General features: G+C 73.6%; 8 protein-coding genes and 1 tRNA gene. 5 read left to right on the top strand and 4 right to left on the bottom strand.

Features of this window, described 5'->3' with window-relative positions:
* Positions 1-121: 121 nt before the first annotated feature.
* A complete protein-coding gene (locus tag K353_RS11130) occupies positions 122-1,702 on the bottom strand; it encodes a Na+/H+ antiporter (RefSeq protein WP_111553411.1) in 1,581 nt (526 codons plus the stop codon).
* 113 nt (positions 1,703-1,815) lie between these two features.
* On the opposite strand from K353_RS11130, the gene K353_RS11125 reads away from it, so the two are divergent.
* A tRNA-Lys gene (locus tag K353_RS11125) sits at positions 1,816-1,889 on the top strand.
* Positions 1,890-1,942: 53 nt separating this feature from the next.
* Here the strand turns inward: K353_RS11125 and K353_RS11120 are convergent.
* Both K353_RS11120 and K353_RS11115 read right to left on the bottom strand, forming a co-directional pair.
* On the bottom strand, positions 1,943-2,323 hold the full coding sequence (locus K353_RS11120) for a VOC family protein (RefSeq protein WP_111553410.1): 381 nt from the start codon (positions 2,321-2,323) through the stop codon (positions 1,943-1,945).
* Between the two features lie 203 nt (positions 2,324-2,526).
* Positions 2,527-4,191 carry a chitinase gene (locus tag K353_RS11115; protein ID WP_111553409.1) on the bottom strand — a complete coding sequence of 555 codons (1,665 nt, stop codon included), beginning with the start codon at positions 4,189-4,191 and terminating at the stop codon, positions 2,527-2,529.
* A 283-nt stretch (positions 4,192-4,474) separates the two neighbouring features.
* On the opposite strand from K353_RS11115, the gene K353_RS11110 reads away from it, so the two are divergent.
* On the top strand, positions 4,475-7,693 hold the full coding sequence (locus K353_RS11110; RefSeq protein ID WP_111553408.1) for a S41 family peptidase: 3,219 nt from the start codon (positions 4,475-4,477) through the stop codon (positions 7,691-7,693).
* 502 nt (positions 7,694-8,195) lie between these two features.
* Here the strand turns inward: K353_RS11110 and K353_RS11105 are convergent.
* Positions 8,196-8,384 (bottom strand): hypothetical protein, encoded by a 189-nt coding sequence (locus K353_RS11105; RefSeq protein ID WP_111553407.1) that lies wholly within the window; start codon positions 8,382-8,384, stop codon positions 8,196-8,198.
* Between the two features lie 295 nt (positions 8,385-8,679).
* Here K353_RS11105 and adhE point away from each other — a divergent pair, with 295 nt between their 5' ends.
* The 3 genes from adhE to pflA all read left to right on the top strand — a co-directional run bounded on the left by adhE (position 8,680) and on the right by pflA (position 14,607).
* On the top strand, positions 8,680-11,400 hold the full coding sequence (gene adhE / locus K353_RS11100) for a bifunctional acetaldehyde-CoA/alcohol dehydrogenase (protein WP_111553406.1): 2,721 nt from the start codon (positions 8,680-8,682) through the stop codon (positions 11,398-11,400).
* Between the two features lie 124 nt (positions 11,401-11,524).
* Positions 11,525-13,792: a formate C-acetyltransferase gene (pflB, locus tag K353_RS11095; protein ID WP_111553405.1), complete on the top strand. Its 2,268-nt coding sequence runs from the start codon at positions 11,525-11,527 to the stop codon at positions 13,790-13,792.
* Positions 13,793-13,827: 35 nt separating this feature from the next.
* Entirely contained in the window at positions 13,828-14,607 is a 780-nt protein-coding gene (pflA, locus tag K353_RS11090) for a pyruvate formate-lyase-activating protein (protein ID WP_111553404.1), read from the top strand.
* Positions 14,608-14,665 lie beyond the last annotated feature (58 nt).

Raw genomic sequence — 14,665 nt, 5'->3', positions numbered from 1 at the left:
GGGAGGGTGGCGCCGGGCCCGGCGGGTACGGGTGCCGGCGCCGTCGACGGCCTCGCCCGCCTCCAACCCTATGCCCTGGATGCGGCCGGGCAGTGCTGCACCGCGAGGGGTCGACGGGGCGTCACTTCCGGGCCGACTGGAGGTCGAGCGCGCGCAGCACCCGGTCGGCGACCTCGGGGTCGGCGCCGGCCTCGCCGCGGGCGACCAGCACCTCGCGGCGGGAGGCGGCGATCATCTCCTGCTCGATCGCGAACGCCTGCCGCCACTGCTTGCCGCGGCGCTTGGCCTCCAGCGCCTCCTCCTCCTCGTACTTCTCCGGGCAGAGCCGGGCGAGGCGGTCGTGCTGGCGCTCGCGCAGGCGCTCGGTGATCTCGGGCGGGAGCTGGTCCTCGTCCTCCAGCTCGGCGAGCCGGTGCAGCCCGGCCCTGGCGGCGCGCCACCACAGCTCCCGGACGGCCCGCTCGTGCTCGTCTCCGGTGTCGTCGATGCGCAGCAGCCTGACCACGTACGGCAGGGTGAGGCCCTGCACCACCAGGGTGAACAGGACGACGCTGAACGCGATGAAGACGATCTCGCTGCGGGCCGGGAAGTCCAGCCCGTTGTGCAGGGTGAGCGGGATGCCGAGGGCGAGGGCGACGGTGGCCACCCCGCGCATGCCGGACCACCACAGGACGACGGTCTCCCGCCAGCTGATCGGGGTGTCCTCCTCGCCGTGGGTGACCCGGCGGGAGAGCCAGGCGGCGGGCAGCAGCCAGAGCAGGCGCAGCACCACGACGACGGCGATGACGGTCGCGGTGTCGCCGATCATGGTGTGCCAGGTGTCCCGGACGTCCTGCAGGACGGTGGACAGCTCCAGGCCGATCAGGCCGAACGCGACGCCGGTGATCAGGGTCTCGACGATCTCCCAGAACGCGTTGCCGACCAGCCGGTAGGAGACCTCGTCGGCGTCGGAGGCCCGGTCGGCGAGGTAGAGCGCGCAGACCACCACGGCCAGCACGCCGGAGCCGTGCGCCTCCTCGGCCAGGGTGTACGCGGCGAACGGGACGAGCAGGTTGAGCGCGACCTGCTGGGTCGGGTCCTCCAGGAACCCGGCGATCTTGGCGTTCAGCCAGCCGAGCCCGATGCCGACGGCCACCGCGACCACGGCGGACAGCAGGAAGCGCTCCGCGGCCCGGCCCACCGACAGGTCGCCGTCGACCACGGCCTCGACGGCCAGCGAGTAGATCACGATCGCGGTGACGTCGTTGAACAGGCCTTCGCTCTCCAGCACCGCCGTCAGCCGGCGCGGCAGCCCGACCTCGCCGGCCACCGCGACGGCCGCGACCGGGTCGGGCGGCGAGACCAGCGCGCCCAGCGCGACCGCGGCGGCCAGCGGCGCGGCGGGCACCAGCCAGCTGAACACCCCGGCCACCGCGGTGGTGGTCACCACCACCAGGGCGACGGCCAGCAGCAGGATCGAGCGGATGTTCGCCTTGAAGTACCGCACCGAGGAGCGCCGGGCCACCGCGAAGATCAGCGGCGGCAGCACCAGCGGCAGGATGAACTCGGGGTTGATCTGGATGTTGGGGATCTGCGGGATCAGCGCGAAGGCCAGGCCGACCAGGGTCATCAGCACCGGCTGCGGGATCCTGGTCCGGCGTGCCAGCGGCATCGTCACCACCGAGGCGAGCAGCACCAGGAAGAGCAGGGTCAGCTGGCCCACGGTGGTTCCTCTCGGCAGGTGCGGGGTGCGCCGACCTCAGCATACGTCGGCGCCCCGGCCGGGCCGATTGTGTGTTTCGGGCGCTGACCAGGTAATGTTCTCTCCGTCAGCACGCGCCGCTAGCTCAGTTGGTTAGAGCAGCTGACTCTTAATCAGCGGGTCCGGGGTTCGAGTCCCTGGCGGCGCACCGACAGCGCGAAGACCTCCCTCCGGGGAGGTCTTCGGCGTTTCCGGCCCCTCTCACTCCGCGGGCAGTTCGTTGACGCACAGCACGTTGCCGTCCGGGTCCTTGAACCAGGCGGCCCGCATCCCGTCGGCCTCGGCCACCCCGTCGAGGGTCTTCAGCCCGGGCTGGTCGTACTCCTCGAACACCACGCCTCGGCCGCGCAGTTCGGCCATCTCCGCGTCCAGGTCCGCGACCTTCCAGCTGGCCAGGGTATGGCCGGCCCGTCCGCCGTACGGCGTCTCGTACATCCCGAACTCGGTGCTCCCGCTGCGGAAGGCCACCTCTCCGGTGCCCTCCCGGGACAGGGTGAGCCCGAGCGTGTCGCGGTAGTACCGCTTGGCCCGTTCGAGGTCGGTCACCGGGATCACCGCGAGCAGGGGCGCGTCTGCCAGCATCGCCACCACCTCCTTCCCCTCCAGGCTAGGCGCGCCGCCCCGGCCGGTCGACCAGCGGCGGTCGGGCCCGGAGGACGGCCGGAACCGCCCCCTCCCTCCCCCGCGGCCTGGTGCCGGCCGCCCGCCCCCTCCCCCGCGACAGCCGGAGCCGGCCGCCCCCGCGAGGGGCGACCGGCTCCGCGTTCCGCTGCTGTCGGCCGGGCTCAGCCGAAGTAGCTGTGGAAGTTCTTCGAGAACTCGTTCCCGTTGTAGTTGTCCCAGTTGATCGACCAGGTCATCAGCCCGCGCAGGTTCGGCTGCTTGCCGGCCCGCGGGGTGTAGGAGCCGCAGCTGGTGCCCTTGGTGAGGCAGTCCAGCGCCTGGTTGACCACGGCCGGGGCGACGTAGCCGTTGCCGGCGTAGCTGTTGGCGGGCATGCCGATCGCGACCTGCGAGGGCTTGAGCGCCGGGAACATGTTGCTGGTGTTGCCGGCCACCGGGAAGCCGGTGAGCAGCATGTCGGTCATCGCGATGTGGAAGTCCGCGCTGCCCATGTTGTGGTACTGGTTGTCGAGGCCCATGATCGAGCCCGAGTTGTAGTCCTGGACGTGCAGCAGCGTGAGGTCGTCGCGCAGGCCGTAGATGACCGGCAGGAAGGCGCCGGCCCGCGGGTCCTGGCCGCCCCAGGGGCCCGAGCCGTAGTACTGGTAGCCGAGCTGGACGAAGAAGGTCTCCGGCGCCATGGTGAGCTGGAACTTCGCGCCGTACTTGGCCTTGAGCGTCTTGACCGCGGAGATCAGGTTGGTGATCACCGGGGTGGTCGGGTTCTTGAAGTCGGTGTCGCCGGTGTTGAGCGACAGCGAGTGGCCCTCGAAGTCGATGTCGAGGCCGTCCAGGCCCCACTTGTCGATGATCGCGGAGACCGAGTTGACGAAGTTGTCGCGGGCGGCGGTGGTGGTGAGCTGCACCTCGCCGTTCTGGCCGCCGATCGACAGCAGGACCTTCTTGCCCTTGGCCTGCTTGGCGGCGATGGCCGCCTTGAAGTCGGCGTCGGACTCGACGCCGGGGCACTCGGTGGCCGGGCAGCGGTTGAAGTGGATGGTGCCGCCGGTGATGGAGTCCGGCTCGCCGAAGGCCAGGTCGATGATGTCCCAGCTGTCGGGGACGTCGGCCATCTTCAGGTAGCCGGCGCCGTTGGCGAAGCTGGCGTGCAGGTAGCCGACCAGGGCGTGGCCGCCGGGCGGCGGCGGGGTGGTCGGCGAGCTGGACGGGGACGCCGAGGGCGAGGGCGAGGCCGACTTGGAGGGGCTGCTGGACGGGGACGCCGACGGCGAGGGCGAGGCCGACTTGGAGGGGCTCGCGCTGGCGGAGGGCGAGGCGGGCGCGCCGGGGCCGTCCAGCGAGACGTCGTCCGCGTAGTAGGTGCCCTGGCCGTACCAGCCGTGGGTGAAGACGGTGGCGGAGGTCTGGGTGGCGGTGGTGGTGAAGCTGACCGAGAGCTTCTGGTAGCCGCCGCCGGTGCTCGGGGTCCAGGTCGAGGCGCCGCCGTTGACGCCGAGGTAGACGTAGGCGCCGTTGACGTACGCGCTGAGCGTGTACGTGGTGTTGGGGGCGACGGCGACGGTCTGGACGCACTGGGCGGTGTCGGACGCGGACGCGGCGCCCGCGAGCGCGTAGCTGCCGGTGTGGGCGTGGCCGGTGACCACGGAGCCGGTCGAGCCGGTACAGGTCCAGGGGTTCAGTGCGTTGGTCTCGAAACCGCCGTTGACCAGGAATTCTCCGGCCGATGCCGACCCGGCCAGGCCGAAGCTGAGCGCGACGGCGCCGGCGGCGGCCACCGCCCAGGCGGTTCCGGCGGCGAGCAGCCGCTTCCTTCGGGGAGTACGCATGTGGGGATGCTCCTGCCTCTGTGTGGGGGACGCCCTCCTCCGTCCGCCGGGCTGTGGGGTTCCCGGCCGGGTCGGACCGCCGCACCGGCACCCACCCAGGGAGTTGGACTAGACCACTGAACCGGCTGTGACTCCCCCCTGTCAATGGACGGGGGAACACGGTTCACTGACCCGCCGTCAGCCGCCCCGGACTCCGTGCGCCTACCCGCCCGGCCGCGCGTCCGGCCGCCCGCCCGGCCCGGCCGCGTTTGCGGGCCCCGGCCGCCGATCGAACCATGGAGGGGTGTCCGGATACCTGCGGTACCCCCATGTACGCGGCGGTCTGCTCGCCTTCACCGCCGAGGACGACGTCTGGGTCGCGCCGCTCGCCGCGGACGGCGGGGTGGGGCGGGCCTGGCGGGTGAGCGCGGACCGGACCCGGGTGAGCCACCCGCGGCTGTCGCCGGACGGCGAGGCGCTGGCGTGGACCAGCTGGTTCGCGCTGACGCCGGAGGTGTTCACGGCGCCGGTGGGGGGCGGCCCGGCGGTGCGGCTGACGTACTGGGGCAGCCAGGACACCCGGGTGCGCGGCTGGCTGCCGAACGGCGAGGTGCTGGCGGTGACCTCGTACCACGAGCCGTTCGCGCACTACGCCTGGGCGTGGGAGCTGCCGCCGGACGGCGCGCCGGGGCGGCGGATGCCGTGGGGGCCGGTCGCGGACGCGCAGGTCGGTGAGGGGCACACGGTGCTGCTGACCGACGCGGCGCCGCACGAGCCCGCGTTCTGGAAGCGCTACCGGGGCGGCGCGACCGGCCGGCTCTGGGTGGACCACGACCTGCTGCTGCCCGGCCTGCCCGGGCACCTGGCCTCGCCGATGCCGGTGGCCTGCGCCGACGGCACCCGGATCGCGTTCCTCTCCGACCACGAGGGCGTCGGCAACCTGTACTCGGTCCGCCCGGACGGCACCGGCCTGCGCCGGCACACCGACCACGCCTCGTACTACGCCCGGGAGGCCGCCACCGACGGCGTCCGGGTGGTCTACCAGCACGCCGGGGACGTCTGGCTGCTCGACTCGCTGGACGCCCCGGCGCCGCGCCGCCTGGAGGTGCCGCTGGGCGGCGCCCGGGCCGGGCGGCGGCCGTACCCGGTGAGCGCGGCCAACAACGTCAAGGACCTGGCCTGCGACGCCACCGGCCGGGCCGGGGTGCTGAACGTGCGCGGCGCGCTGTACTGGCTGACACACCGCGACGGCCCGGCCCGGGTGCTGGCCGACACCCCGGGCGTGCGCTGCCGGCTGCCGCTGGTGCTCGGCTACGGCAACCAGGCCGCCTGGGTGACGGACGCGGACGGCGCGGACGCGATCGAGATCGCCGCGCTGCCCGGCAAGGACGACCCGGACGAGCGCCCCGCCGGCCGGCGGATCGCGGGCGGCCGGATCGGCCGGGTGCAGGAGCTGGCCGCCGCCCCGGACGGCGGGCGCCTCGCGGTGGCCTGCTCGGACGGGCGGCTGCTGCTGGTGGACACCGCGGACGGCGCGGTCGCCGAGGTCGCCGCGTCCCGGTTCGGCCCGGTCTCCAGCCCCTCGTTCTCCCCGGACTCGCGCTGGCTGGCCTGGTCCGAGCCGGTCGCGGGCCGCTCGCTGCGGGCGATCCGGCTGGCCCGCACCGACCGGCCCGAGGAGCGGGTGCACGTCACCGGCGGCCGGTTCGAGGACGAGCACCCGGTGTTCACCCGGGACGGCCGCTTCCTGGTGTTCCTGTCCTGGCGCGGCTTCGACCCGGTGCACGACGTGCACACCGGCGACCTGTCATTCCCGCTCGGCTGCCGCCCGTACCTCGTCCCGCTGGCGGCCGGCACCCCGTCCCCCTTCGCCTCGCCCGCCGAGGGCCGCCCGCCGGTCGGCCTGGACCCGGAGGAGGCCACCGGCGACGGCACCGTGCACGTCGACCGGGAGGGGCTCAGCAAGCGGCTGGTGCCGTTCCCGGTGATCGCCTCCAAGTACTCGGCGACGGCCGCGGTGCGCGGCGGCGTGGTGTGGCTGCGCTGGCCGATCTCCGGCGCGCTCGGCCAGACCTTCGCCCACCCGGAGGACACCTCGGGCCGCCCCGCCCTGGAGTACTTCGACCTGGCCCGGGGCCGCCGCACCACCCTGGTCGAGCAGTTGGACGGCTTCGCGGTCTCGGCGGACGGCTCGGCCCTCTCGGTGTTCTCGGCCGGCGCGCTCAAGCTGTACCCGCTGGCCGCGCCGACCGCCCCCGTCCCGGTCGACCTGCGCCGGATCACCCACACCGTGCACCCGGCCGCCGAGTGGCGGCAGTCGTACTTCGAGGCGGCCCGGATCGTCGCCGACCAGTTCTGGGACCCGGGCATGTGCGGCCTGGACTGGCCCGCGCTCACCGAGCAGTACGCCCCGCTGCTGGAGCGGATCGCCTCCCCCGACGACTTCGCCGACCTGCTGCGCGAGCTGCTCGGCGAGCTCGGCACCTCGCACGCCTACGTCACCCCGGCCCGGCGCGGCGAGGGCCCGGCCATCGCCCAGCAGCCGCTCGGCCTGCTCGGCGCCAACGCGCACCGCGCCCCGGACGGCCGCTGGCTGGTCGACCGGATCCTGCCCGGCGAGTCCTCCGACCCGAAGGCCCGCGCCCCGCTGGCCGGCCACGGCCTGCACGACGGCGACGAACTGCTCGCGGTGGACGGCCGCCCGCCCGACCCGGTGCGCGGCCCGACCCCGCTACTGGCCGGGACGGGCGGCAGCACCGTCGAGCTCACCCTCCGGCACGACGGGCGGGTCCGGCGGATCGCGGTCACCCCGCTCACCGACGAGCGGCCGATCCGCTACCAGGACTGGGTGGCCAGACGGCGGCACCTGGTCCGGGAGTTCAGCGACGGCCTCTGCGGCTACCTGCACATCCCGGACCTCGGCGGCTCCGGCTGGGCCCAGTTCAACCGGGACCTGCGCTCCGAGCTGGCCCGCCCCGCACTGGTGCTGGACGTCCGGGGCAACGCCGGCGGCAACGTCTCCGAACTGGTCCTGGAGAAGCTCCACCGCCGGGTCCTGGCCTGGGACTTCACCCGCGGCCGGCAGCCCGTCCGGTGGCCCCGGGACGCGCCGCGCGGCCCGGTGGTCGCGCTCGCCGACCACGCCACCAGCTCCGACGGCGACGTCATCATCACCGCGATCAAGGCGCTCGCCCTGGGCCCGGTGGTCGGCACCCGCACCTGGGGCGGGGTGGTCGGCATGACCGGGCGGCACGCGCTGGGCGACGGCACCCAGATCTCGGTGCCGAAGAACGCCAGCTGGTTCACCGGCGGGATCGGCTTCTCGGTCGAGAACCGGGGCGTCGACCCGGACGTCGAGGTGGTCCGCACCCCGCGCGACTGGGCCCGCGGCGCGCACACCGACCTGTCCGCCGCCGTCGACCTCGCCCTCACCCTGCTCGCCGCGACCCCCGCCGCCGCGCCCCCGCCCGCCGGCACCCCCCGCCCCGACCTGCGCCGCCCGCCGCTGCCGCCCCGGCCCTGAGACCCGCCGCACCCCGGCGTCCCCCGGTGGGCGGGGCCGTTCTCGACCGGCGTCTCGCCCGGGAGCTTCACCGCTCCGTCGGCGCACGGGACGACCGGCCTGTCGTCCGCCCACGCGGTGCCACCGGCCGCGGTGGTGGCGGCGAGCATCAGCGCGGCGACGGCGGCGGCCTTCGTCGCGGCGGCGGTGGGCGGCGCGGTCCGGCGGGTGTTCCTGGTGTTCCCCCCAAGGGATGTGGGTGGTGCGGCTGGATGCGGGAGGCGCGTCCCGGCGGCCGGTTCCCCCTCGGCCCGCTCGGTCGCGCGGGGAAGGCGATTCCAGCTCGACGTCCCTGCGACGTACACCTACTGTCACCGCCGTGTCACGGCGTCCGGCGGGTGGGCCTGCGGCGGTCGGGGCCTGTCGAAGCCGCCCGTGTCTCCTCCTCGGACGGGCGCTCCCCGTTGCCGCAGCACGCCGGAGGGACGGGCCCGGCAGGCCCGTCCCTCCGGCGTGCGGACGGTCAGGAGGACTCGCCCTCCTGGTGCTGCTGGTCGTCCGCGGACTCCTGGCCGCCCGGCATCACGCCCTCGGCCTGTTCGCGGGCCTTCTGCTCGGCCTCCTCGGCCTTGGAGCCGTGGTCGCCGAGCGCCGACTTCGCCTGGTCGGCGAGGTCCTTGGCCTTGTCCTTGAACTGGTCACTCAGGCCCATGTCTCCTCCTGGGGGTGTCGCGGACAACGGGCTGGGTCCACCCTCGCACCGGCTCCGGGCGGTCGCACCCGGACGACCCCGCGCTCACCCGTCCGGCGCAGGACCGCTCCCGCCCGGGGTCCGGGGCGAACTGCCGTGCCGGGCACCGGAGAAGGCCGTTGGTCCCGGGCGGGCAGCGGCGAACGGCCGTAGCGGTGCGACGCCGCGCCGACAGAGGGTGGAGGCGTCAGGCCGAGTCCCGGCAGCGCCGCCGGGGCGATCCCGCAGCCGCACCCCCCCAAGAGGTGAGCGCGCCATGTCCCGCGACCAGTCCCCCGCTGCCGAGACCACCGACGAGAACACCGCCGAGAACGCCCCCGGGAACACCGACGGGAGCACCCCCGAGCACACCGGTGGGAACAGCGCCGAGAGCGCCGCCGAGGCGGCCGCCGCCGTCGACGTGCTGGTGCGCAACGGCCGCAGGGCCCTCCAGGAGTACTCCGGTCTCACCCAGGAGAAGGTGGACCGGATCGTGAAGAAGGCGTCGCTGGCCGCGCTGGCCGCGCACACCCGGCTGGCGGCGCTGGCGGTCGAGGAGACCGGGCGCGGGGTGTTCGAGGACAAGGCGGTGAAGAACGTCTTCGCCTGCGAGAACGTGGCGCACTCGATGGCGGGGATGAAGACCGTCGGCGTGATCTCCCGGGACGAGATCGACGGGATCACCGAGATCGTCGAGCCGGTGGGCGTGGTCGCGGGCGTCACGCCGGTCACCAACCCGACCTCGACCACCATCTTCAAGGCGCTGATCGCGCTGAAGACCCGCAACCCGATCGTCTTCGGCTTCCACCCGGCGGCGCAGCGCTGTTCGGCGGAGGCGGCCCGGATCGTCCGGGACGCGGCGGTCGCGGCGGGCGCCCCGGCGCACTGCGTGCAGTGGATCGAGCGGCCGTCGACGGCGGCGACCGGGGCGCTGATGCGGCACGAGGACGTGGCGACGATCCTGGCCACCGGCGGCAACTCGATGGTGCGGGCGGCGTACTCGTGCGGGAAGCCGGCGCTGGGCGTGGGCGCGGGCAACGTGCCGGCGTACGTGGAGAAGAGCGCGGACCTGGCGCGCGCGGTGAACGACATCGTGCTGTCGAAGTCCTTCGACAACGGGATGGTCTGCGCCTCCGAGCAGGCGGTGATCCTGGACGCGGAGGTGTACGACGCGGCGCTGGCGGAGTTCGGCCGGCTGAGGGCGCACCTGGCGACGGCGGAGCAGAAGGCGCTGCTGGAGGAGTACGTGTTCGGGGTCGGCGCGGGCGCGGACCGCGCGGGCGCGAGGCTGAACGCGGCGGTGGTGGGGCGGTCGGCGCCGGAGATCGCCGCGGCGGCGGGCTTCGAGGTGCCGGAGGAGACCTCGGTGATCCTGGTGGAGGTCGGCGAGGTCGGCGAGGCGGAGCCGCTGACCAGGGAGAAGCTGTGCCCGGTGCTGGCGGTGCTGCGGGCGGAGGGCCGGGTGCAGGGGCTGAAGCTGGCGGCGCGGATGGTGGAGTTCAACGGGCTGGGGCACTCGGCGGCGGTGCACACCGAGGACGCGGCGTTCGCCGAGGAGTTCGGCACCGCGGTGAAGGCGTGCCGGATCATCTGGAACGCGCCGAGTTCGCAGGGCGGCATCGGCGACGTGTACAACGCGTTCCTGCCCTCGCTGACCCTGGGCTGCGGCAGTTACGGCCACAACTCGGTGGCGGGCAACGTCTCGGCGCTGAACCTGCTCAACGTCAAGCGGATCGGGCGGCGCAACACCAACATGCAGTGGTTCAAGGTGCCGCCGAAGATCTTCTTCGAGCGCCACGCGATCAGGTACCTGGCCGACATGCGCGGGGCCCGCCGGGTCGTCGTGGTGACGGACCGGACGATGGTGGAGATCGGGCACCTGGACCGGGTCCGGGACGTGCTGGGGCGGCGCACCGAGCCGGTGGAGGTGCGGGTGGTGGACTTCGTGGAGCCCGAGCCGAGCATCGCGACCGTGGAGCGGGGCGCGGAGCTGATGCGGGACTTCCGGCCGGACACCATCGTGGCGCTGGGCGGCGGTTCGCCGATGGACGCGGCGAAGGTGATGTGGCTGCTGTACGAGCACCCGGAGGTCGAGTTCGCGGACCTGAAGGAGAAGTTCTTCGACATCCGCAAGCGCGCCTTCGCCTTCCCGGACCTGGGCGAGCGGGCCAGGCTGGTGTGCGTCCCGACCACCTCGGGCACCGGCAGCGAGGTCACCCCGTTCGCGGTGATCACCGACCCGGAGACCGGCCAGAAGTACCCGCTGGCGGACTACGCGCTGACCCCGACGGTGGCGATCGTCGACCCGGCGCTGACCACGGACCTGCCGCCGGCGGTGACCGCGGACTCCGGTTTCGACGCGCTGACGCACTGCATCGAGACGTACGTGTCGGTGTACGCCAACGACTTCACCGACGGGCTGGCGCTGCAGGGCGTCCGGCTGGTGTTCGAGAACCTGCGGGCGGCGGTCGAGGACGGCCCGAACGACCCGGTGGCGCGGGAGCGGATGCACAACGCGGGGACGATCGCGGGCATGGCGTTCGGCTCGTCCTTCCTGGGCGTGGTGCACGCGATGGCGCACACCCTGGGCGCGACCTTCCGCGTGGCGCACGGGCGCACCAACGCGCTGCTGCTGCCGCACGTGATCCGCTGGAACGGGTCGGCCCCGTCGAAGGTGACCGGCTGGCCGAAGTACCGCAGCTACGCGGCGCCGGAGCGCTACCGGCAGATCGCCCGGACGCTGGGCCTGCCGGCGGACACCCCGGAGCAGGGCGTGGAGTCGCTGGCGGCGGCGGTGGAGGAGCTGCGCGAACGGGTGGGCATCCCGCGGTCGTTCAAGGAGGCCGGGGTGGACGAGGCGGCCTTCCTGGCGGCGCTGCCGCAGCAGGCGATGAACGCCTACGAGGACCAGTGCGCGCCGGCCAACCCGCGGATGCCGATGCTGCGGGACATGCGGCGGCTGATGACCCAGGCGTACTACGGCGAGCGGGCGGTGTGACGGAAGGGGACCAAGGTCCCCCGGACCGAGGACCTTCCGAGCCCCCGCGACTTCGTGAAAACATTCACGATGGTGCTCGTGGGCCTCGTGGGCCTCGGAGGAGAAGACGGCGGGAGCGGGAGCAATGAGCACTCAGCACGCGGAACACACCCTGAGCGGTGCGTGGGACGGCTTCAAGGGCGGACTGTGGCGGGACGCCGTCGACGTCCGGGACTTCATCCAGCAGAACTACACCCCCTACGAGGGCGACGGCGCCTTCCTGGCCGGCCCGACCGGGCGGACCACCCGGATCTGGGAGCGGATCACCGCGCTGTTCCCCGAGGAGCGCGCCAAGGGCGTCCTGGACGTCTCGTACGACACGCCCTCGACCATCACGGCGCACGCGCCCGGGTACATCGACCGGGACGAGGAGCTGATCGTCGGCCTGCAGACCGACGCCCCGCTGAAGCGGGCGATCATGCCCAACGGCGGCTGGCGGATGGTCGCGGGGGCGCTGGAGACCTACGGCTACCCGGTCGACCCGGAGCTGGAGGAGGTCTTCACCCGGTACCGCAAGACCCACAACGCGGGCGTGTTCGACGCCTACACCCCCGAGATCCGGGCCGCCCGCAAGGCGGGCGTCGTCACCGGCCTGCCGGACGCCTACGGGCGCGGCCGGATCATCGGCGACTACCGGCGGGTCGCGCTGTACGGCGTGGACCGGCTGATCGCCGCCAAGCACGAGGAGAAGGCGTCGCTGGACGCCGCGCCCCGCGACCCGCGCGCCCTGGAGGAGACCATCCGGGAGCGCGAGGAGCTGGCCGAGCAGATCCGCGCCCTGGGCGAGCTGAAGGAGATGGCGGCGGCCTACGGCCACGACGTCTCCGGCCCGGCGGCCGACGCCCGGCAGGCGATCCAGTGGCTGTACTTCGCCTACCTGGCGGCGGTGAAGGAGCAGAACGGCGCGGCCATGTCGCTCGGCCGCACCTCCACCTTCCTGGACGTCTACCTCGAACGGGACCTCGCCGCGGGCCGGCTGACCGAGGAGCGGGCCCAGGAGCTGGTCGACGACTTCATCGTCAAGCTGCGGATCGTCCGCTTCCTGCGCACCCCCGAGTACGACGAGCTGTTCTCCGGCGACCCGACCTGGGTCACCGAGTCGATCGGCGGGATCGGCGCCGACGGCCGCCCGCTGGTCACCCGTACCTCGTTCCGCTACCTCCAGACCCTGTACAACCTGGGCCCGGCGCCGGAGCCGAACATGACGGTCCTCTGGTCGCCGAAACTCCCGCAGGGCTTCAAGGAGTTCTGCGCCCGGGTGTCGATCGACACCTCCAGCGTGCAGTACGAGTCGGACGAGCTGATGCGCCCGCGCTCCGGCGACGACACCGCGATCGCCTGCTGCGTCTCCGCGATGGAGGTCGGCCGGCAGATGCAGTTCTTCGGCGCCCGGGTCAACCTCGCCAAGACGCTGCTGTACGCGATCAACGGCGGCCGGGACGAGAAGTCCGGCACCCAGGTCGGCCCGGCCACCGGGGCGATCGAGTCCGAGGTGCTGGACTACGACGAGGTGCTGGAGCGCTTCGACCGGCAGCTGGAGTGGCTGGCCGAGACGTACGTGCACGCGCTGAACGTCATCCACTACATGCACGACAAGTACGCCTACGAGCGCCTGGAGATGGCCCTGCACGACCGGGCGGTGCGCCGCACCATGGCCTGCGGGATCGCCGGGCTGTCGGTGGCCGCGGACTCGCTCTCCGCGATCCGGTACGCGCGGGTGCGCCCGGTGCGCGACGGGAGCGGCCTCGCGGTCGACTACCTGGTCGAGGGCGACTACCCGGCGTACGGCAACAACGACGACCGGGCCGACGAGCTCGCGGTGTGGCTGGTCGAGGAGTTCAGGCGCAAGGTGCGCAAGCACCCCACCTACCGGGGCGCCGAGCACACCCAGTCGGTGCTGACCATCACCTCCAACGTGGTGTACGGCAGGAAGACCGGCGCCACCCCGGACGGCCGGCGGGCCGGCGAGCCGTTCTCGCCCGGCGCCAACCCGATGAACGGGCGCGACACCCACGGCTACGTGGCCAGCTCGCTGTCGGTGGCGAAACTCCCCTACGACGCGGCCGAGGACGGCATCTCGCTGACCAACACCGTCACGCCCGACGCGCTGGGCCGCACCCCCGAGGAGCGGGTCCGCAACCTGGCCGGCGTGCTGGACGGGTACACGGCCGTCGGCGGGTTCCACATGAACGTCAACGTGCTGGACCGGGAGACCCTGCTCGACGCGGTGGAGCACCCCGAGCGGTACCCGCAGCTGACCATCCGGGTCAGCGGCTACGCGGTCAACTTCGTCCGGCTGACCAGGGAGCAGCAGCTCGACGTGCTGAACCGCACCTTCCACGGCTCGCTCTGAGCCCGCCCCGCCGACCGCTCCCAGGAGGCACCGCCATGACCGTCCAGCTCCCCGCCGCCCCGCCGGCCGGCCCGGCCGGCCCGGTCGCCGGCGGGTCGGTGCACTCCTGGGACGTGTCGACCGGCGTCGACGGCCCCGGCACCCGGTTCACGGTCTTCCTGGCCGGGTGCCCGCTGAGCTGCCTGTACTGCCACAACCCCGACACCCTGCGGATGGCCGACGGGCGGCGCACCGGCGCGGACGAGGTGGTCGCGGAGGCGGCCAAGTACACCGCGTTCATCCGGGCGGCGGGCGGCGGCGCCACCGTCAGCGGCGGCGAACCGCTGCTCCAGCCCCGCTTCACCGGCGAGCTGTTCCACCGCTTCAAGCACGAACTGGGCCTGCACACCGCGCTGGACACCTCCGGCTTCCTCGGCGCCCGGGCGGACGACGCCCTGCTCGCCGACGTCGACCTGGTCCTGCTGGACGTCAAGTCCTGGGACCGGGAGCTGTACCGGCGGGTGACCGGGCAGCCGCTGGAGCCGACGCTGGATTTCGCCCGCCGGCTGGCCGGCCTCGGCAAGGAGGTGTGGGTCCGCTTCGTGCTGGTGCCCGGCCTGACCGACCCGGCGGAGAACGTCGCCGGGGTGGCCGCCTTCGCCGCCTCGCTGGGCAACGTCTCCCGGGTCGACGTGCTGCCCTTCCACCGGCTCGGCCGGGCCAAGTGGGCGGCGCTGGGGCGGGAGTTCACCCTCGCGGACACGCCCGTGCCCAGCGCCGGGCAGGTGCGGGCCGCGCGCGGGGTGTTCGCCGCGCACGGCCTGCACGCCGTCTGATCCGTCCGCCCGGGCGGTGCGTTCGGGCCGCCCGGACCGCCCGGGCCTTTCAGCCCGT

Origin of the sequence: Kitasatospora sp. SolWspMP-SS2h (assembly GCF_003259315.1) — a bacterium.
Lineage (GTDB): Bacteria > Actinomycetota > Actinomycetes > Streptomycetales > Streptomycetaceae > Kitasatospora > Kitasatospora fiedleri.
The sequence above is the reverse complement of the archived record's forward strand: the minus strand, read 5'-3'. Positions and strand labels throughout refer to the sequence as shown.

Bases quoted from the DNA above. Each gene is read 5' to 3' on its own strand.
- pflA (WP_111553404.1), top strand. From the start codon at position 13,828: ATGACCGTCCAGCTCCCCGCCGCCCCGCCGGCCGGCCCGGCCGGCCCG.
- adhE (WP_111553406.1), top strand. From the start codon at position 8,680: ATGTCCCGCGACCAGTCCCCCGCTGCCGAGACCACCGACGAGAACACC.
- K353_RS11105 (WP_111553407.1), bottom strand. From the start codon at position 8,384: ATGGGCCTGAGTGACCAGTTCAAGGACAAGGCCAAGGACCTCGCCGAC.
- K353_RS11115 (WP_111553409.1), bottom strand. From the start codon at position 4,191: ATGCGTACTCCCCGAAGGAAGCGGCTGCTCGCCGCCGGAACCGCCTGG.
- pflB (WP_111553405.1), top strand. From the start codon at position 11,525: ATGAGCACTCAGCACGCGGAACACACCCTGAGCGGTGCGTGGGACGGC.
- K353_RS11120 (WP_111553410.1), bottom strand. From the start codon at position 2,323: ATGCTGGCAGACGCGCCCCTGCTCGCGGTGATCCCGGTGACCGACCTC.